The organism is Pseudomonas sp. SDO5532_S415 (assembly GCF_054071155.1).
This window is the reverse complement of sequence record NZ_JBSVWS010000001.1, coordinates 100,184-118,811: the sequence shown is the minus strand read 5'-3', so window position 1 is coordinate 118,811 and position 18,628 is coordinate 100,184. Positions and strand designations below refer to the sequence as shown.

The 18,628-nt window shown below is 56.6% G+C and carries 17 protein-coding genes; 13 read left to right on the top strand and 4 right to left on the bottom strand.

The window, feature by feature from the left end:
* Positions 1–16: 16 nt before the first annotated feature.
* The 9 genes from ACW9HW_RS00550 (at position 17) to ACW9HW_RS00510 (ending at position 9,030) form a co-directional block, all read left to right on the top strand.
* Positions 17–277, top strand: coding sequence for an acyl carrier protein (locus ACW9HW_RS00550; RefSeq protein ID WP_457397407.1), 261 nt, complete (start codon positions 17–19; stop codon positions 275–277).
* On the top strand, positions 264–1,457 hold the full coding sequence (spt, locus tag ACW9HW_RS00545; protein WP_457397405.1) for a serine palmitoyltransferase: 1,194 nt from the start codon (positions 264–266) through the stop codon (positions 1,455–1,457). Before ACW9HW_RS00550 ends, spt begins: the two co-directional genes overlap by 14 nt.
* Before the next feature lie 163 nt (positions 1,458–1,620).
* Positions 1,621–3,294, top strand: coding sequence for an ABC transporter ATP-binding protein (locus tag ACW9HW_RS00540; RefSeq protein WP_457397403.1), 1,674 nt, complete (start codon positions 1,621–1,623; stop codon positions 3,292–3,294).
* A gap of 39 nt (positions 3,295–3,333) precedes the next feature.
* Positions 3,334–4,140 (top strand): nucleoside triphosphate hydrolase, encoded by an 807-nt coding sequence (locus ACW9HW_RS00535; protein WP_457397401.1) that lies wholly within the window; start codon positions 3,334–3,336, stop codon positions 4,138–4,140.
* A 7-nt stretch (positions 4,141–4,147) separates the two neighbouring features.
* A complete protein-coding gene (locus ACW9HW_RS00530) occupies positions 4,148–4,879 on the top strand; it encodes a hypothetical protein (RefSeq protein ID WP_457397399.1) in 732 nt (243 codons plus the stop codon).
* Positions 4,880–5,009: 130 nt separating this feature from the next.
* Positions 5,010–6,770: a phosphoethanolamine transferase CptA gene (gene cptA, locus ACW9HW_RS00525; protein WP_457397397.1), complete on the top strand. Its 1,761-nt coding sequence runs from the start codon at positions 5,010–5,012 to the stop codon at positions 6,768–6,770.
* A gap of 242 nt (positions 6,771–7,012) precedes the next feature.
* A complete protein-coding gene (locus ACW9HW_RS00520; protein ID WP_457397395.1) occupies positions 7,013–7,645 on the top strand; it encodes a TetR/AcrR family transcriptional regulator in 633 nt (210 codons plus the stop codon).
* Complete coding sequence (locus tag ACW9HW_RS00515; protein ID WP_457397393.1) at positions 7,642–8,319, top strand: glutathione S-transferase family protein; 678 nt, start codon at positions 7,642–7,644, stop codon at positions 8,317–8,319. Before ACW9HW_RS00520 ends, ACW9HW_RS00515 begins: the two co-directional genes overlap by 4 nt.
* Before the next feature lie 12 nt (positions 8,320–8,331).
* Complete coding sequence (locus ACW9HW_RS00510) at positions 8,332–9,030, top strand: glutathione binding-like protein (protein WP_457397391.1); 699 nt, start codon at positions 8,332–8,334, stop codon at positions 9,028–9,030.
* Between the two features lie 735 nt (positions 9,031–9,765).
* Here ACW9HW_RS00510 and ACW9HW_RS00505 read toward each other — a convergent pair.
* From ACW9HW_RS00505 to ACW9HW_RS00490, 4 genes are read right to left on the bottom strand one after another with little or no spacing between them, the layout of a single operon-like run.
* The gene (locus ACW9HW_RS00505) at positions 9,766–10,827 is read right to left on the bottom strand and encodes a dihydroorotate dehydrogenase (RefSeq protein WP_457397390.1); all 1,062 of its coding nucleotides are present in this window, start codon (positions 10,825–10,827) and stop codon (positions 9,766–9,768) included.
* A 10-nt stretch (positions 10,828–10,837) separates the two neighbouring features.
* On the bottom strand, positions 10,838–11,770 hold the full coding sequence (locus ACW9HW_RS00500) for a DUF6282 family protein (RefSeq protein WP_457397389.1): 933 nt from the start codon (positions 11,768–11,770) through the stop codon (positions 10,838–10,840).
* Positions 11,771–11,800: 30 nt separating this feature from the next.
* Positions 11,801–12,586, bottom strand: coding sequence for an HpcH/HpaI aldolase family protein (locus ACW9HW_RS00495; RefSeq protein ID WP_457397387.1), 786 nt, complete (start codon positions 12,584–12,586; stop codon positions 11,801–11,803).
* Positions 12,583–12,978, bottom strand: coding sequence for a cupin domain-containing protein (locus tag ACW9HW_RS00490; RefSeq protein ID WP_457397385.1), 396 nt, complete (start codon positions 12,976–12,978; stop codon positions 12,583–12,585). The genes ACW9HW_RS00495 and ACW9HW_RS00490 overlap by 4 nt, the downstream gene beginning before the upstream one ends.
* A gap of 194 nt (positions 12,979–13,172) precedes the next feature.
* Here ACW9HW_RS00490 and ACW9HW_RS00485 point away from each other — a divergent pair, with 194 nt between their 5' ends.
* From ACW9HW_RS00485 to ACW9HW_RS00470, 4 genes are all read left to right on the top strand, one after another.
* Complete coding sequence (locus tag ACW9HW_RS00485; RefSeq protein ID WP_457397384.1) at positions 13,173–14,603, top strand: NAD-dependent succinate-semialdehyde dehydrogenase; 1,431 nt, start codon at positions 13,173–13,175, stop codon at positions 14,601–14,603.
* Between the two features lie 30 nt (positions 14,604–14,633).
* On the top strand, positions 14,634–16,223 hold the full coding sequence (locus ACW9HW_RS00480) for a GMC family oxidoreductase (RefSeq protein ID WP_457397382.1): 1,590 nt from the start codon (positions 14,634–14,636) through the stop codon (positions 16,221–16,223).
* Positions 16,224–16,286: 63 nt separating this feature from the next.
* On the top strand, positions 16,287–17,627 hold the full coding sequence (locus ACW9HW_RS00475; protein WP_457397380.1) for an MFS transporter: 1,341 nt from the start codon (positions 16,287–16,289) through the stop codon (positions 17,625–17,627).
* A gap of 74 nt (positions 17,628–17,701) precedes the next feature.
* Positions 17,702–18,502 (top strand): IclR family transcriptional regulator, encoded by an 801-nt coding sequence (locus tag ACW9HW_RS00470; RefSeq protein WP_457397378.1) that lies wholly within the window; start codon positions 17,702–17,704, stop codon positions 18,500–18,502.
* Positions 18,503–18,628 lie beyond the last annotated feature (126 nt).

Genomic DNA, 18,628 nt, shown 5'->3' with positions numbered 1-18,628 from the left:
GCTCAAGAGGTTGGCCATGGTTACGCTAGATACGGTTCTAAAAAATGTCCTGGTGTGCCTGCGGGAAATGGTCCCGGTATCGGAAGAGGTTTTCGCCGAGAGTGACATGGTTAACGACTTGGGGTTGGAGTCCGTCAAAATGATGGACCTATTGATGAAACTGGAAGACGAGTACGACCTGTCCATTCCCATCAACATATTGATGGACGTCAGAACCCCGCAACAGCTGGCCAGTTCTCTGGTGGCGTATGTGGAGAAAAGCCATGGGGTTGTATGACCGTTTCAACCGCCTGGCAGCCGAGCGTTCCAGTCTGCAGAATGCGACGCCGAGTCCATTTGGTACATGCATTGATGCAGTGTACTCGCCCACCGAGGGTCGCATAGGCAATCAAAGCGTCATCCTCGCAGGAACAAACAATTACCTGGGACTGACGTTTGATACGGACGCCATTGTGGCCGCCCAACAGGCGCTGACCTCAGAAGGTACGGGCACCACGGGGTCGCGAATGGCCAACGGTAGCTATGGCAGTCATATGGCGCTGGAGGCTGAGCTTGCAGCTTTTCTAGATAGGCCTTCAGTCATCGTATTCTCCACAGGATATGTAGCGAATCTAGGGGTGATCGGTTCGTTGGCCGGGCCAGGGGAGGTGGTGCTTCTGGATGCAGATTGTCATGCCAGTATTTATGACGCCTGCGCGCTGGGAGGCGCTGAAATTATCCGGTTTCAGCATAACAATGCCAAGGATCTCGAACGAAGGATGGGTCGCCTGGGGGAACGTGCCAAGCATGCGCTGATTATCGTGGAGGGTATCTACAGCATGTTGGGAGATACCGCGCCGCTCAGAGAAATCGTTGAGGTCAAGAGAAGGCTTGGCGGATATCTGCTTGTTGACGAAGCCCACTCCTTCGGAGTTATGGGCGCCAATGGACGAGGTCTGTCTGAAGCACTCGGAGTAGAGAGCGAGGTCGACATTCTGCTGGGCACCTTTAGCAAAAGTCTGGCAGCGATTGGCGGTTTTGCAGCAGGCAAGAGCAGCAGTATGGAAATACTGCGTTATGCAAGTCGACCCTACATCTTCACGGCATCACCGTCGCCGTCGGCCATCGCGTCGGTTCGGTCAACATTGCGTTCGATCGCGACACGTCCCGAGCTTCGAGATCAGCTTTGGAGCAATGCCCATCGTCTGTACCAAGGACTGGAGAAGCTCGGCTATTCGTTAGGCCCGAATGTCAGCCCAGTCGTCCCCGTCATGGTGGGTACCAAAGAACAAGGCCTGCAGTTTTGGCATGCGCTGATTGAGCAGGGTGTCTACGTCAATTTGGTACTGCCGCCTGCGACCCCTACAGGTGTGACGCTGGTTCGATGCAGCGTCAGTGCTGCCCACACCCATGATCAGATCGACCAGATTATTCATGCTTTCGCGATGCTGCGTTCAACGGCGAGCTTGGCCGGTTGATGGTGGTCAGGTTGTTTCGTCGATAGCGAGCCCGTCTTTGAGCTGAGTCATCAGGTCGGGGCGTGCGACAAAAATATTGAAGGCGCTTCGCCTGTTATTACCTGTGAGTGCTATGCGAATTATCTTTGCGTTTGGTCGATCCTACCCGGGACGTACCACCTTGATGTTGCTGAGCCTCGTAGTCGCCGGACTGGTTGAGAGCGTCAGCCTGACCACCATGTTGCCACTGGTTTCGGTGATGTTGGGCGACAACGCTCATTCGAAATTTGGTTTGCATGTTGTCGACGCGCTGCGGAGTGTGGGGCTGGAGCCGACGATTCTCGCGTTGTTGATCGTTATCGTTGTCGGCATGGCGGTCAGCAGTTTTTTGATCCTTTTGGCCAACCGCCAGGTGGGATACACCGTTGCGCGTGTGGCCACCGACTTACGGGTTGATCTGATCAAAGCAACATTGGGGAGCCGGTGGGAGTACTACCTGCATCAACCTGGTGGTGCGCTGGCCAATTCAGTTGCGACAGAAGCCTATCGAGCGGCCACCGCATATGAGCACGCCGCCAATATGCTTGCCTTATCGATTCAGGCGGTGGCTTACGCAGCTATTGCGCTGATCGTGTCATGGCAAGCGGCAGTGGTATGTCTGATCGTCGGATTGGCCATTCTTGTTGGTCTTCGAGGGTTGGTCAAAACATCGCGTGGCGCTGGTAAAAGCCAGACTCGCCTCATGAAAGATTTATTGGTGAGCCTCACCGACACTCTCGGATCGGTTAAGCCTTTGAAGGCCATGGCACGAGAAGACATCGCTGATTCTCTGTTGCGACACCAAGCCACCGAGCTGAATGCAGCAATGGAAAAAGAGGTGACCAGCCGGGAGACACTGCGTGCCCTGCAGGAACCTTTGTTGGCCATCCTGGCAGCTGCCGGGCTTTACGTAGGTTTGGTGGTTTGGCAGTTACCGTTGTCATCGGTAATGGTACTGATCTTTATGGTGGTACGCGTGCTCGGCCTGATGCATAAGGCGCAACAGCGATATCACCGTATGGCGGGGCAAGAGAGTGCATTCTGGGCATTACGTCATGCGGTTGAGACTGCTGCGTCCCAGGTAGAGCCTCGGGGCGGTAGGGGCGAGCCCACCCTTGAGCAACGCATCGATTTTGACAATGTGTCCTTTACCTACGAGCAGCGCACCGTCCTAAAAAACGCTTCTTTCACTTTTGAAGTCGGAGCTATGACCACGTTGGTTGGGCCGTCTGGTGAAGGCAAGACGACCATACTCGATCTACTGTGCGTTTTGCTGAACCCTCAGGAAGGGCAAATACGTGTTGACGGCTCCGTCCTGAATGACCTCGATCGCCGTAAGTGGCGCCGCATGATTGGGTATGTAACGCAGGAAACTCTCCTGCTGCATGACAGCGTTTTTGCGAACGTCACTTTGGGAGAGCCGACGCTTACACGTGCGGACGCTGAACGAGCGTTGCGTCAAGCTGGAGCATGGGAGTTCGTCCAAAGTCTTGCCGACGGTATGGATTCGATCGTCGGTGAGCGCGGCGGCAAACTCTCCGGCGGACAACGTCAGCGCATCGTGATTGCTCGTGCCCTAGCTCATCGTCCACGCCTCCTGATTCTCGATGAGGCGACAAGCGCGCTTGATCCCGAGTCCGAGTTCGATATCTGCACATCCCTTAAAGCTCTGACGCCTGAGATCACGATCATCGCCGTTTCTCATCGTCCCCTCCTGATCGAACAGGCTGACCAGGTCATGCAGGTGAGGGGCGGGCAGGTAACGCGCGTCTCCAAATTTATCGCGGAAACGAACGAGGCATTCAGTAGCAATGAATGACTCCGTATTGCCCTTAATGATCGAGGTGGAGACCTTTCAATGAGCAGCGCAACCCATAACAAACAGACGGTGGTTGGCGAGGATGCGGAACAGAATTTTCAAGCTGAGGTTTTACACCCTCAATCGCCTTTTTCAGATGTTTTCCCGGGAAAACTGGCACCTCTGATTGCTTTCGTTGGGTGCGATGGCGCCGGCAAGTCCACTGTGTCCGATGCTGTTCTTGCCTGGATGAAAGTATCCCGGGAGGCACAGAGTTGTCACTTGGGTATCCAGTCCAAATCATTGGGTGAGGCGCTGATGAAGTGGCCTTTGGTGGGCCCTGCTATCGGACGATTGATCGTTGCGAATTCCGCTCGTGGTAACCCCTCATTTCGTAGCAATGGGAAAGGACCGAGCACACTCGTTGCAGTCGTAATTCTTCTGTTGTCGATTCGGCGCTTGAGGCGATACCAAAAGATGATGGCGCTTCGTCGCCGCGGTATTGCTGTCGTTGCTGATCGCTTCCCCCAGATTGCGGTGGCGAACTTGAAGATCGATGGACCGGGTCTTCTGAAGGTCAAGCATCGCAACGGATTTGTTCGCTTTTTGGCTGGGTGTGAACGGACGCTTTACGCCTACATGATCAGCTATCGGCCTGACCTGGTAATTCGTTTGAACGTAGACCTGGAAACTGCGTTTGCGCGTAAACCGGATCATCGTTACGAATCTCTCGCACTGAAAATCGCGAGTGTTCCGCAACTCGAATACCAAGGTGCACCCATTCTGGATCTGGATAGCAGCTTGCCGCTTGAGGAAGTCATCGCACGGGCAATAGCAGCCGTGTCTCTTCATTTAGAAAATGGTTGAGTGATCTATGCCCAGTAATGATTCCAAATCCTACATCCCTCCCAAGGAGCGCGACGGCGAGTCGGCACCCTTGATTGCTATCATCGGTTCTGACGGAGCAGGCAAGACCACAATCGCCTCCTATTTGTGCAACGCCTTGAAAGGCGATGGAGCAACCTACTCGTACCTCGGTCTTGGCTCCGGCGCGATCGGTTTGAAGATTCGAGCATGGCCACTGATAGGCCCGACACTGGAGCGCCGTTTGTCATCCAAGGCGCTGCAAGCACGTACTGTGGAAGAACGCATTCCCGGCCTATTCACTGCTCTGACCATTTACGTCTTTTCCTGGATGCGGGCTCGACGGTTCAAGCAGATGTTGAATATGCGTAAGAAGGCCGGGCTCGTCATCTGTGATCGCTTTCCCCAAGTAGAGATATCGGGCATTTACGATGGTCCAGGTCTCAGTGCCGCGCGACCAAGTGGTTATTTGACGGCTCTGCTTGCCATTGATGAGTTCGCTTTATATCAGCGCATGGCTCGCTACCGACCCACGCTGGTGATTCGTTTGAACATTGACGTGGAAACCGCTTTGGCGCGCAAGCCTGATCACAATCCAGAGTTGATCAAAAGAAAAGTAGAGGTAACACCGTTGCTGCGTTTCGGGGGGGCGCGAATCGTTGATGTCGACGCCAAGTTGCCTCTTCCCGAAGTTCAGAGCAGGTGTTTGGAGCTGATCAGGCAAATGGTGAGCCGTGCCTAATCGTTCACTTGTGATCAGATTTTTTAAGCAGTCGGCATGTAGGGCTGTTCTTCTCGAAACAACGACGTAATCCGGCACCTGCAGTGAGGGAGGTGCTGATGGACGTTGTTTGAATACAAAGAGGGGTTTCATGAACGCGAAGAAATCTGATTCAGTCCGTCCACCTACTGATTGGCCTGGTCTAGTCTGGAGTTTCATTTTTTTCTGGTACTTCTCCGGGGTGACGCAGCTGTTGATTGTTCATGCTGGTGTGGCGGGTTGGAAAGGAATGATTCAAGCATCGATGGTCACGGTGCTGTGGTTGATTCCATTGATCCTTTTCCCAACCAGAGCGCGGGTACTGGGCGGGCTGATCGGCATTGTCCTTTGGGCGTCGTCGCTATCAGGCCTGGTTTACTTTTTGATATACGGGCAGGAGTTTTCCCAAAGTGTAATTTTCATCATGTTCGATTCGAACATGCAGGAGTCATCCGAATATCTGGGACACTATTTTTCCTGGTCAATTGTTAGCGTGCTCGCTGCCTATAGCATAGGCGGCCTGGTGCTCTGGACTCGTGTTCGGCCTGCGTACCTGTCTCGCCGCGCGATCGTTGTGTGTTGCGCAATGTTCATCGTGGTGGGTGCAGGCTTCAATGCAGTCAATCAGTTGCGTAAACGCCCGACACTAAGTCTGGCGATCTCCAAATTCGAAGAAAACATTGAGGCTGCCGCGCTGTGGCAAATGGTCGTCGGTTACCACCAGTACCTTCAGCAACTGGATGAAATGTCGAAGATGCTGACTGTACAAGCGCAGATACCTCCATTGAGGAACCTTTCCGATATCCATGCCGGGCAGCGTTCAACGCTGGTGCTGGTCATCGGAGAATCGACTAACCGTCAGCGCATGAGTCTGTATGGCTACTCTCGGCAGACCACGCCAAACCTGGATCACCTGCGTGACCAATTGCAGGTTTTCGATCAGGTCATTGCGCCGCGGCCCTACACAATTGAGACGTTGGAGCAGGTACTGACGTTTGCTGACGAGGAACATCCTGATCTGTTCCTGAGCACTCCGACAGTGATCAGCGTGATGAAACAAGCAGGCTACAAGACGTTCTGGATCACCAATCAGCAGACCATGACCAAGCGCAACACCATGTTAACGCTGTTCTCAAAGCAGGCTGATGAGCAGACGTATTTGAACAACAATCGCGACCAGAACCAGACTAGTCAGTACGATGAAGATGTACTCGAACCCTTCTCGAAGGTGTTGGACGACGACGCCCCGCGAAAGCTGATTGTGGTTCACCTGCTCGGCACACACATGAGCTACAAGTATCGTTACCCTGAGTCGTACGATTATTTCAAGGATCGAACAGGGGTGCCGGACAACGTTACGCAAAGCCAGTTGGCGTTTTACAACGCCTATGACAACGCGGTGCGATATAACGACTATGTGGTGTCGTCATTGATCAAGCGATTCAGTGAAAGCGACCCCAACGGCTTTCTGCTTTATTTGTCCGATCACGGAGAGTCCGTCTACGACCCTGTCGCTCCGGATGTCTTGGGCCGTAATGAAGCAGCCCCGACGCGGCCGATGTACACCGTGCCCTTCATTGTGTGGAAATCGCCGAGCTGGAAATCGGCGCAAGGTACGGTAATGGAGCCTCCTGAATACCTGACGCGTCCTTACAGTACATCGCATTTTATTCACAGCTGGGTGGATCTGGCTGGGCTGCGATTCGATGAATTCGACCCAGCAAAAAGCATCGTGAATGCTGGGTTCAAGCCGGCGCAATTACTGATTGGCAATCCTCATGATCCACTGAGCCTGCGAGATTTCAATTCGCTGCCTTCCGAGCCACAGGTGGGCTCAGGTGGCGAAATAGCTCAGCACAAGAGCGGTGAATAGCAGAAGCTGTCTTTCTTAAAAAAGTCTGACGAAAGCTAAAGTTTCGTCGGTCTGAATATCGGCTGGCCGAATGAGCTAAAAGACCTATCCGCCTCAGTCTCGGGACAATGCACAGATAGATCCTGAATACCCTGGCTGTTGGAGCTTGGCGTAGGTGAGGGCTTCCTGTTGTTTTTGTATTGTGGCGATCGATACAAAACCTATGTTAGGGTCGTCGGCAAACCTGTAGGGATAATTACTCCATGGCTCGCCCTCGTGCATTCAATGAATCAAAGGTTCTTACCGCTGTAGTCGAAGCATTCTGGGCGCGGGGGTATGAAGGCACTTCGACGAGAGACCTCGTCAAGCACACCGGCCTAAACCAGCCAAGCCTTTACAACGCATTTGGCGACAAACGCAGCCTCTATCTTCGCTCCCTTGAGCACTACTTGGAGTGCAGCGTGCGTGATCGCATTCGCCGCCTTGAGGTTTTGTCAAACGCGGGCCAGGCCATTACAGAGTTTTTTTCTGAAGTGTTGAATCGCACGCTTACCGATCCACTTCATCGTGGATGTTTGCTGGTGAACTCTGCCCTTGAAGCGACGGCAGAAGATCCTGATTTGCGTCAGGCCGTAGCAACTGAACTCGAGACAATCCGCGTTTTTTTTCGAGACCGTTTGAATGCCTTCAGCAAACAGTCAAGCGGTGCTGTGGGCATCGATGGCTGTCAGGGCGCGAGTCATCTGCTCAGTGTATTGCTTGGCATTCGAGTGCTGGCACGGGTTAGCCCGGATCCGACATGTGTAACTGAAGCTATCGAAATGGCACTCAACAGCCTGGGGTTACCGCCCTTGGTTCATTCCAACGTTCGCCGAAGTCATCAGGAGTCAACATGATCAAGTTCTACTTTCACCCGTCTCCCAATCCCGTCAAGGTAGCGCTGTTCCTTGAAGAATCAGGTCTTGCGTACGAACTCATTCCTGTCGATACGCGTAAGGGCGAACAGCACGATCCAGCGTTCCTCAAAATTAACCCTAATGCCAAGACACCGGCTTTGGTTGATGGCGACAACATCGTGTTCGACAGCAACGCCATGCTGCTCTACCTGGCCGAGAAGACCGGGAAGTTCTTGCCAACCGACAGCCTGAAAGCACGCGGTGAAATGTATTCGTGGTTGATGTTCGTCGCGACAGGAATCGGCCCGTACTCTGGGCAAACGGTGCATTTCAAACACTACGCACCGGAACCAAAAGATTACGCCGTTACGCGCTACACCTTTGAAGCCTGGCGTCACTGGACGATCCTCAACGATCGCTTGGCAAACCTGCCTTACATGTTGGGAAATGAGTACACGCTGGTAGACATGGCGGTATGGGGGTGGGCACGTGCTGTACCGTTCATTCTGGGCAATGACGCTTGGGAAAAATTGCCGAACGTCAAACGCCTTCTCGATGAGATCAATACACGGCCCGCAGCACAGCGAGCTGAAGCATTGAAGACCCAGCACAGTTACAAGACCGAGATGGATGCTGAGGCCCGTAAAGTCATGTTCCCTCAGATCGCTCAGTAGAGGTGCAAGATCATGATCGACCTGCATTACTGGACGACCCCCAATGGGCACAAGATCACCTTGTTTCTCGAGGAGTCGGGCCTGCCTTATCGCATCGTGCCGGTAAATATTGGGAAAGGGGATCAGTTCACTTCATCGTTTCTGAACATCGCACCTAATAACCGCATTCCGGCCATCGTTGACCATTCACCCTTGGATGGCGGTCAGCCGCTGTCGATCTTCGAGTCGGGTGCCATTTTGTTGTACCTGGCCGATAAAACTCATCAGTTCATTCCGGGGGATTTGCGAGGCCGCAATGAGGCATTGCAGTGGCTGTTCTGGCAGATGGGAGGACTCGGGCCGATGGCGGGGCAGAACCATCACTTCGTCCAATATGCGCCTGAGCCAATCCCGTACGCTCAAGAGCGCTACATCAAGGAAACTGCTCGTTTGTACGGGGTGTTGAACAAACACTTGGCTGACGGTCGTGACTATATTGCGGGCGACTACAGCATCGCCGACATGGCTAGTTACCCTTGGATCGTGCCTCACCAAAGGCAGCAACAAGACCTCGGCGACTTCCCACACCTGGCTCGATGGTTTGAGCGGGTAGGGGGGCGGCCTGCGACGAAACGTGCTTACGCGTTGGCGGAACAGATCAACACTGCACCTGTGGTAGACGAAGAAACACGCAAGCTCTTGTTCAACCAGGATGCGAGCACGGTTCGATAAACAGCGCAGAAGCAGGTCCTCTTCAGGGCCTGTTTTTTCTGCGATCGCCTTATCGTTTATCACCGATCCTAGCGACGACTCGGAGTCGAGACTATCCCATACGGAGACTTCGGTATGACGGTGCAGTGTTCACAGCTTGCTGATGCTGCTGATTCTGCCAACGTTCAGCCAATGCACGTGCTTCGGTTTCAGTTGCACAGTATTTGATTGCCGAACCTCCAGCCACTACGAGCCATACAGCCCTGACATTCGGACCTCGAAAGCATTCCGGAATGTCAGTTCCCGTCAACTTATGCACCGCCACTGCCATACTTTATTCCTGGTACTCATTGATAAGCTGCCCGTCAGATTCGAGCACAAGTCTCGACGATTCACGATTTCAGATCTGTGGTGACAGTGTGCCTGGAGTCGATCCTATCATTCTTGAAATGACTAGGGGGCGGGGTGTGGCTACTCTTGAATCATCAACCTGTGTTGATTCTTGCTGGAGGTTTGCCTTGCCCACAGAAAAAACTGCACTCGTCTTCGCGGGTGGCTGAAGTCTCGGCGCAGTTCAGGTTGGCATGTTGCAAACCCGCGTCGATGCTAACGAACTTGCCACCGTACAAGCAGCTATTCAAGGAGCGGGAATAGGGGCCCATGATTTGATAACTGTAAAATGAAAAGAGCCCACTGGGCCCTTTCCTCACGGCAACATCAACCGCCAACTATCAGTGATTTCCCGACTGAGCCGTTTCAGTCGAGAGACCCTTGGCACTCCGGGGCAAAACCTTTCCACCACTCAGGTCGGTCAGGTTGCTGCTGATAGGTCTGCACCTGATCAGCCGCGCTGCCCAGCAGTTGTTCGACGCTGAGACCTCGTTTGACGACATATTCATCCAGCTCGCGTACAGCGCGGGACAATACCTCATAGCCGCCACTGAATACCGCAGAGGTCATCTCTGTGGCGCAGGCACCGGCGAGCAAAAAGCGCGCAACATCCAGCCCGCTACGAGCACCGTTGGTGGCAATCAGCGGGTAATCATCGCCCATGGCTTTGCGGGTCATCATCAACCAGCGCGCGGTGAGTGGTAGCGCCCAGCCGCCACCGATTGCGGCACTGGTTCCCAGCAAGGGCAGACCGGTTTCCAGGTCCGGCAGAAACCCCATGAAACGACCCATCATCACAACGCTGTCGGCTCCGCCTCTGCGTGCGGCCTGAGCCAGGCCGACGACGTCCTCGCTCTGCCCGGTGAGCTTGATCCACAGCGGTAATGTCGTCGCCCGCCGGATACGCGACACAATGGCCTCAATGCGTGCCGCGCCCCGCTCAAGGACGATGGCGCCCTTGGCTGCTTCTTCTCCGTGGGGGGCGCCAATGTTCAGCTCCAACACTCTCAAGCCAGCCTGTTCGATCTGCCGGGCGTACTGCGCACATTGTTCAAGGTCGCTGAGGATCAGGCTGGGAATAACGTAAGAATCTTGCTGCCGAGCCTCCAGGTCCAGCTTCACCAGCTCGTCGAGCCATTCGGCAAAACCGCGTTGCACCAGGCCTGAACGACCGAACAGGCTGGCATCCGGCGGCGGGGAGAAATCCCACGGCAAACGGTTCCAGTTCGAATCCAGCAGCACATAGTCCGTCTTGTCCAGTTGTTGCTTGGCGGCTAGCGATTCGTTGGTGGATTTGGCTACCACCGCGCCAGCTCCGGTGGCCAGGGCTGCGCGGATGGCATCGCGAGTCATGGTCTGCTCGCCAGCCCCGCAAAACACCGGATTCTTAAAGGACAGTGGTCCAATCTGAGTAGTAAGTCGCGTCATGCCCGGGCTCTCACAGGTTCATCAAGCGGGAAGCGTTGCCGGAGGTCATCTTGCGAATATCCTCGTCGCTGTAGTTCAGATCCAGCAGTTGGCCAATCACATTACGAAAGCCCTCGGCGATGCTTGGATTGCCTTGCTGACCCAAGTCGGATCCGAGGATGGTCAGGTCCACGGTGCCTGCTTCGATCACTTGTTGCAGGAATTGATCGTCGTAGAATTTGAACTTCGACCCAGGCACCCACATGCACATCGAGTGCTCCATGTAGACGCCTTGCGTGGCCAGTTGGCGCATGTCATCGAGCGTGGCATCGACCACGTAGGTTGGATGGTTGACGAGCAGTCGTTTGACGCCACGTTGACGGGCTTCTTCAAACAGCGGCCAGATTTCCTTGATGTTGAGGTGACCGGCAGACAGCACCACGTCTTCTGCGGCAATCAGGTCGAGGATCGCTTTGACTTCTTCCTTCAGACGGCCGTTTTCATCGAGTACGGTCAATGGGATCGGCTGCAGCATGCGTTGGGTGGTTTGCGGAAATTTTTCGGTGAATTTCTCGTCCTGATGGTGATGGGCGATGTGGTTGGCCGAGGAAAACGTTGGCATCCAGACCAGCTTCGCGCCCAGCTTCAAACCGTGCTCGACGGCATGGACGTTGAGCCCGCCAACCGAATTGTTGAGGGGCACACCCGACAGCATGTGAACGTCAAGCTCGCTGAAGTGTTTGTTCAGCAGGGTCGTCACTGGTGTGCAGCTGTAGTAGTGGTCCTTGAGCAACACTGCCTTCAAACCAGCCTCGCTAGCTTCACGCATGGCTTCGACATGGTCGCAGTAGCGCGGCATGACCGAGGGGCCGCTGTGGCAATGCAGGTCGATGGCGCCGCGCATGAGACTGTCGATGCGCGCCTGGCGTTCTTCGTTGGCGGATGTCTTGATGATGGCGTTCATGGGGTTACCTCTTGTTGTTTTGCAGGCGGCTCAGCGGGTGAGGCTGTGGAAATGACGTACCTGTTGAGTCCAGCCAGTGCGCAGCACCGCCTGGTCCGAACCCAGAATGAAAAAGCGCATTCCCTGGCTGCTGAAGCGCTCTAGGTCTTCGCTGTTGGAGACAAAAATCCCGGCAGCCTTACCGGCTTGCCGTGCGGCCTCGATCACACGGCTGACAGCGGACTCGACGCGCGGATCATCCAGCGCACTGACGCCGAGCGAGACCGCCAGGTCGGCACGCCCGACCAGCAGACAGTCGATCTGCTCGACGCTGGCGATCGCCGCCAGGTTGTCCAGTGCCGCGCGGTCCTCGATTTGAGCAATGATCGCGTGACGACCATCCTCGGCGGCCATGTGTTCGGCGAGGTTGGCGCGGCCATAGCCGCCAGCCCTGGGCGAGTTGGAGAAACCACGGCTGCCATTGCGATACCGGGTTGCCTGCAATATCTGGCGTGCCTGAGCCGCATCGACGATATGGGGCAAAACCAGGCCGTCGGCACCCAGGTCCAGCGCCTGCAACAGCGTGCTGGGGCGGTCATCGGCGACGCGTACCAAACCGGCCACCTGCGCGGCGCGACAGGCCAGCAGGCCACGATCAAGACTGCCTTGATCGAAGGGCGCATGCTCGGCGTCCAGCACCACTGCATCCAGCGCGCAGTCACCGGCAATCTCCACCAGCGCATGGCTTGGCGTCTTGATGAACGTGCTGATCAGTGACTGGCCGGCACGCAGCCGGGACGAAAAGCTCATGCCGTTCATGCCGCTTCTGCCGTTCATGACTGTGCTTGCCCGGCGTCGGCGAATTCGCCCGCCTGGTATTCGATCAGGTGCCGGTAGTCGTCGCGAATCGGCGAGAACACATCCAGGTTCATCACCACTTCGTCACCGATCGGTTCGGCGTAATGCACTACGTGGGGTGGTATGCGGATCATGCTGCCCGGGCCCCCTTCGACCACGTCGTCACCCAAGTGAAAGCGCACGCGTCCCTGCACGATGATCACCAGCTGTTCGAAGGTGTGACTGTGAGGGTTGATGTCCATGCCCGGGGTCAGCCAGTTCATCACACACAGCGTGTCATCGCCGCGGAAAGCCACGCGCTCGACGCCTTTGCGGACGGTTTCGCGGGGTAGGTCATCCCAGTTGTGAAGCAGTGCATTGGCAATACTCATCGGTTCGCACCTTTGTTTCTATTGTAGGAATAGTGTTTCGCTGTGAGATAAACCTAGCGCGCTCAGTAATAGATGGTCAAGCGACTTTTTCGCCTTGACATTCACGCTTTTCGACTCCTAGGATTGTGCCACACAGAGAAATATGATTTCTCTCAATGAAACCAATTCTGTTCAGTCCCTAAAGGTCCTTTTACATGCGAGTTATCGAATCCCTGCTGATTGACGGTCAATGGTCTGCTGGTGCCCACGAGCGTCATGCCGATGTGTTTAACCCCGCCACCGGCGAGTTGATTGCCAAGCTGAGCCTGGCCGCAACGGCCGATCTGGATCGAGCTCTGGCGGCGGCACAGCGTGGCTTTCAGGTATGGCGCAAGACCTCGGCCTACGAGCGCTCGAAAATCTTGCGTCGGGCGGCCGACCTGGTGCGCCAGCGTTCGGACGAAATAGCGGCGCTGATCACCCTGGAACAAGGCAAGCCGCTTGCGGAAGCCAAACTTGAAGCCTTCGGCGCTGGCGATCACATCGATTGGTATGCCGAGGAGGGTCGTCGCGCGTACGGTCGAGTGATTCCTGCGCGTGCCCGAGGCGTCCGGCAGACCGTGTTGCGCGAACCGGTAGGGCCGGTAGCAGCGTTCAGCCCCTGGAACTTCCCGGTCAGCCAATTGGTGCGCAAGATTGCGGGCGCACTGGCGGCCGGCTGTTCGATCATTGCCAAAGGCCCGGAGGAAACGCCTTCATCCTGTATCGAGTTGTGCCGGGCGTTTCAGGATGCCGGCGTGCCTGACGGCGTACTGAACCTGGTGTTTGGCGTGCCGGCCGAAGTGTCCGATTACCTGATTCGCTCCGAGGTCATTCGCAAAGTGTCGTTCACCGGCTCGGTGCCGGTCGGTCGTGCATTGGGGGCGCTGGCGGGTCAGTACCTCAAGCGCTGCACACTGGAACTGGGAGGACATGCTCCGTTCATTGTCTGCGATGACGTTGACGTCAAGGCCGTGGCGGCGCTGGGGGCGGGCCTGAAATTCCGCAACGGCGGCCAGATCTGTGCCTCGCCGACGCGTTTCTATGTGCAATCGGCGGTGTATGAGCAGTTCGTCGATGCGTTCTGCGCAGCCGGTGCCGCCATCAAGGTCGGTGATGGCCACGATGCCTCGACACAATTGGGCCCGTTGGCCAATCCACGCCGGGTGGCTGCCGCGCAGGAATATGTCGATGACGCCTTGGCTGTCGGCGCACAACTGGCGTTGGGTGGCAAAACCACCGACGGCGCAGGTTTCTTCTATCCCGCTACGGTGCTGACCGATGTGCCTGAAAACGCACGGGTAATGAACGAAGAACCGTTCGGCCCGATCGCGTCCATTGTCCGCTTCGATACCGTCGAAGAAGTGATCGAGAGGGCCAACGGCTTGTCCTTCGGGCTGGCAGCGTTCGTGTTTACCCGATCGATCCAGCGCGCAACGTTGCTGGCTGATGAACTGGAGTCGGGCATGGTCTCCATCAACCACTTCGGCCTTGCTGCGCCCGAAACGCCATTCGGCGGTGTCAAGGACAGCGGTTACGGCAGCGAGGGGGGGAGTGAAGGGCTGGACGCGTACTTCACCACCAAATTCGTCAGCCAGATCGGCTGAACAGGACACCCGACACCGAGATCAATGCCAATGCAAACCTTCGATTACATTGTGGTCGGGGCCGGTTCCGCTGGCTGTGCCTTGAGCGCACGGCTGGCGAACGCTGGCAAACAGGTGCTGTTGATTGAAGCCGGACCGCCTGACAACCATCCGTACATTCACATTCCTGGCACCTTCATCCGGGTTCACGGCTCCCGGCGTACCTGGATGTATCGCACCGAACCCGAGCCTTTCGTCAATCAACGCCAGGTCTACATTCCTCAAGGCCGCACACTGGGGGGCGGTAGTTCGGTGAACGCGATGATTTATATTCGCGGCCAGGCACAGGATTATGACGATTGGCAGGCCAGTGGTTGCCCCGGATGGGGATGGCAGGATGTTCTGCCGGTGTTTCGGCGCTGTGAATCGAATGTCCGGTTGAGCGGTGCCTTGCACGGCCAGTCGGGCCCACTGAATGTCAGTGACGCGGGACACCGGCATGCCCTGAGCCGTGCCTTTGTGCAGGCCGCTGTCGAAGCGGGGGTACGCGAGACAGACGATTTCAATGGCGCCAGGCAGGAGGGCGCGGGCTTCTATCAGACCACCACTTCACACGGTCGACGCGCCAGTTCGGCGGTGGCTTACATACGGCCTTTGCGCAACAACATAAACCTCAAGGTACGCACCGAGACCCATGTCACCGAACTGCTGTTCGATGGTCGTCGGGTCACGGGCGTTCAGGCCACGGATCGCGAAGGTATTGTGGTCAGGTTTGCCGCCCGTGCAGAGGTCATTGTCAGTGCCGGCGCGATCGCCTCGCCCAAGCTTTTGATGCTGTCGGGGATGGGGCCGCGAGCTCATCTGGATGAAATGGGCATTGCTACGCGCGTTCACTCGCCGGGTGTGGGCGAGAACTTCCAGGACCACCTCAGTGCTTCTGTTTATGCGCAAACACGCGAACCTGTCAGCTTGCTCGGACATGACCGCGGCTTGCGGGCGTTGGGGCATGGGCTCAAGTACCTGGCCAACCGTTCGGGTCTGCTCAGCTCCAATGTGGTCGAGAGCGGCGCTTTCGTCGATGCCACCGGTTGCGGTCGGCCCGATGTGCAATTTCACGTGGTGCCCGCGCTGGTGGGCGACATCGACCGGTTGCCCCCCAGTGGCCACGGTATCTCGATCAACCCTTGCGCCTTGCGCCCACGCTCGCGCGGCCAACTGCGCCTGAAAAGTGCCGATCCGATGCATGAGGTGTCACTGAAGGCCAACTATCTGAGTGATGAGCACGACCTTCGGACCATGGTGGCGGGCGTGAGATTTGCCCGACGCATCTTGCGTGCACCATCGCTGGCCTGCGTCGTGGAAAAGATGCTGTTGCTACCTGATCACGACGACATTCCAGACCATGTGCTGGAGGACTACGTGCGCAGTGTTGCAAAAACCGTTTTCCATCCGGCGGGAACCTGTCGAATGGGGACGGACGCCAACGCAGTGGTCGGGCCCGATCTTCGGGTGCATGGCGTGCAGGGGCTGCGCGTCGCTGACGCGTCGATCATGCCGACCATCGTCAGCGGCAATACGAATGCACCCTGCATCATGATCGGTGAGCGGTGTGCCGATTTCATTTTGGGGAGCGCCGCGTAGCCCGATCAAATCTGCGCCTGATGCGCACCTCTTCGCATGCACAACAATTACAAGAGTACAGCGATGAACCTCATATCCCGCAGCACCTTCGACAATGAACAGGACAGCGTGCTCTACAACCGTGTCGCCTGGCGCCTGTTACCGTTTCTGTTCGTTTTGTACGTCGTCGCCTTTCTGGATCGTGTGAACGTTGGATTTGCCAAGCTTCAGATGTCGGCCGATATCGGTTTGAGCGATCTGGCGTTCGGTTTCGGAGCCGGGGTTTTCTTCATCGGCTACTGCCTGTGCGAGATCCCCAGCAACATGGTCCTGCAGCGCGTAGGGGCGAGGTTCTGGATCACCCGGATCATGATCACCTGGGGATTGCTGTCGATCTCCATGATGTTCGTCAAAACGCCAACGGCCTTTTATATCCTGCGCTTTCTGCTGGGCATGGCCGAGGCCGGGTTCTATCCCGGGGTCGTGCTGTACATGACCTACTGGTTTCCTTCCTACGCGCGGTCCCAAGGCATGGCCTGGTTCAATCTGGGTATTGCGATGGCCGGCGTATTGGGCAGTCCGCTGTCCGGCTGGATCATGCAGACCTTTGCCGGCGTAGCGGGCATGGCGGGCTGGCAATGGTTGTTTTTGCTGGAGGGCCTTCCGGCCGTGCTGCTGGGCATCGCTGTGTTTTTTTACCTGGACGATCGACCTGGCAAGGTGCATTGGTTGAGTCCTGAACAGAACGCGCGCGTGGTGCAACAACTGGCGGCCCAGCGTCAGCAACATGAGGCGGCGGGGGCTGGACACAACTTCCGTGCGGCATTCGTCAATAAGGATTTGTGGTGCCTGATCTATGTGAATTTCGCATTACTGTGCGGTACCTATGGGGTGTCGTTCTGGCTGCCGCAGATCGTTCAGGGGCTTGGGGTGAAAAGCCTGTTTCACACCGGGTTGATCGCTGCCATTCCCTTCGCTGTGGCCTCGGTCGTCATGGTATTGGTCAGCCGTCACTCGGATAAAAAACGTGAACGACGTTGGCACGGTACGCTTTGCAACCTGGCTTCAGCCCTGGGACTCGCCATTGCGGCGTACTTCCATGATCAACCGGTGTTGTCGTTGGCAGGGCTGAGTCTGGCCATGTCTGGCGGCCTGGCAGGTTTCTGTGTCTTGTGGGCGCTGCCCGGTGTACTGCTCACCGGGACTGCGGCGGCGGCAGGTATTGCCCTGATCGCCACCGTCGGTAATCTGGGCGGTTATGCCAGCCCCTTCATGCTGGGGTGGATCAAGCAGAGCAGCGGGCACCTGGAATATGGCCTGTATGCGCTGGCCGGCATGACGCTGATCGGGGCATTTGTCATGTTTTCGATCAAGCCTCCAGGCGCCAGGGCCGTTAAAGGCTTGCCTGAATTCTCGAGCGTCTGATATCGCAGAACAACACAAGTGTTTCGGCAGGAGATACAATCGGGCTTTTCCAGTGATCGACTAGAGGTGACCTCTTGGAACAGGATGACGAAAAGCCCACCACCGGCCCCGTATTGCTGGAATCGGTGGAAATGGTGTTCCGTCTGCTCGATGAGCTGACGGCTGCACGCCGCCCTTTGGGTGTGACTGAACTGGCACACCTGCTTCAAACCGCCAAGCCCAGAACCTACAGGCATCTGGCCTCGATGCGTCAGCTTGGCATCCTCGAACAAGATCCCGTCAGCGAGAAATACCTGCTTGGGGCTCGCCTGGTCGCCTACGGTGAGGCGGCCGGTGAGCAGTTCGACCTGCGCGCCATTGCCGATCCTTACCTGACGCGCATCCGCGATGCCACGGGGCAAACGGCACTGCTGGCGGTCGCCACCCATGACACTGCACTGGTGGTGTCGTGTGTCGAGTCCAAAGCGAATGTGTGCATTTCAGTCAAGCCTGGTAACCGCGTGTTGCCCTATTGTTCGGCACAGGGGCGCACGGTGCTTGCGTTCGCCGATGCCGCCAGCCAGCAACGGGTCATGCGACGCAAAATGCCGCGTCTGACCGAGCACACCCTGCACGATCCCGAGGCGCTCCTGCAGCGTCTTGAACTGATTCGCCAACGGCTTTATGACGATGCCGACAGTGAAGTGACCATGGGCATCAACGCCCTGTGCTGCCCGATCTTTCGCGAGAACGACGTGATAGTCGGCACCATTGGCATCGTGGGCCCCAGCGCGGCGATCCCCTCGCCACCCCCGGCAGCCATGCTGCGCGAACTGCAATCGGCAGCGGCTGAGATCAGCGAGCGTTTGCATGCCGGGATCTACAAGCGTTTGTGATGGATAGAGTCGCCGCCAACCCCGCAGCTGGGCCTCATTCGATTCCGGGGGGTGGCCGTCGGGGCCTCTTCGGGGCGCTCAAATGGAAAAAAGGACAGACCTGCAATGCGGGCCTGTCCTTTTTTT

Excerpts from the sequence above, each read along its gene's own strand:
- ACW9HW_RS00550 (WP_457397407.1), top strand. The coding sequence starts at position 17 with ATGGTTACGCTAGATACGGTTCTAAAAAATGTCCTGGTGTGCCTGCGG.
- spt (WP_457397405.1), top strand. The coding sequence starts at position 264 with ATGGGGTTGTATGACCGTTTCAACCGCCTGGCAGCCGAGCGTTCCAGT.
- ACW9HW_RS00540 (WP_457397403.1), top strand. The coding sequence starts at position 1,621 with ATGTTGCTGAGCCTCGTAGTCGCCGGACTGGTTGAGAGCGTCAGCCTG.
- ACW9HW_RS00535 (WP_457397401.1), top strand. The coding sequence starts at position 3,334 with ATGAGCAGCGCAACCCATAACAAACAGACGGTGGTTGGCGAGGATGCG.
- ACW9HW_RS00530 (WP_457397399.1), top strand. The coding sequence starts at position 4,148 with ATGCCCAGTAATGATTCCAAATCCTACATCCCTCCCAAGGAGCGCGAC.
- cptA (WP_457397397.1), top strand. The coding sequence starts at position 5,010 with ATGAACGCGAAGAAATCTGATTCAGTCCGTCCACCTACTGATTGGCCT.
- ACW9HW_RS00520 (WP_457397395.1), top strand. The coding sequence starts at position 7,013 with ATGGCTCGCCCTCGTGCATTCAATGAATCAAAGGTTCTTACCGCTGTA.
- ACW9HW_RS00515 (WP_457397393.1), top strand. The coding sequence starts at position 7,642 with ATGATCAAGTTCTACTTTCACCCGTCTCCCAATCCCGTCAAGGTAGCG.
- ACW9HW_RS00510 (WP_457397391.1), top strand. The coding sequence starts at position 8,332 with ATGATCGACCTGCATTACTGGACGACCCCCAATGGGCACAAGATCACC.
- ACW9HW_RS00505 (WP_457397390.1), bottom strand. The coding sequence starts at position 10,827 with ATGACGCGACTTACTACTCAGATTGGACCACTGTCCTTTAAGAATCCG.
- ACW9HW_RS00500 (WP_457397389.1), bottom strand. The coding sequence starts at position 11,770 with ATGAACGCCATCATCAAGACATCCGCCAACGAAGAACGCCAGGCGCGC.
- ACW9HW_RS00495 (WP_457397387.1), bottom strand. The coding sequence starts at position 12,586 with ATGAACGGCAGAAGCGGCATGAACGGCATGAGCTTTTCGTCCCGGCTG.
- ACW9HW_RS00490 (WP_457397385.1), bottom strand. The coding sequence starts at position 12,978 with ATGAGTATTGCCAATGCACTGCTTCACAACTGGGATGACCTACCCCGC.
- ACW9HW_RS00485 (WP_457397384.1), top strand. The coding sequence starts at position 13,173 with ATGCGAGTTATCGAATCCCTGCTGATTGACGGTCAATGGTCTGCTGGT.
- ACW9HW_RS00480 (WP_457397382.1), top strand. The coding sequence starts at position 14,634 with ATGCAAACCTTCGATTACATTGTGGTCGGGGCCGGTTCCGCTGGCTGT.
- ACW9HW_RS00475 (WP_457397380.1), top strand. The coding sequence starts at position 16,287 with ATGAACCTCATATCCCGCAGCACCTTCGACAATGAACAGGACAGCGTG.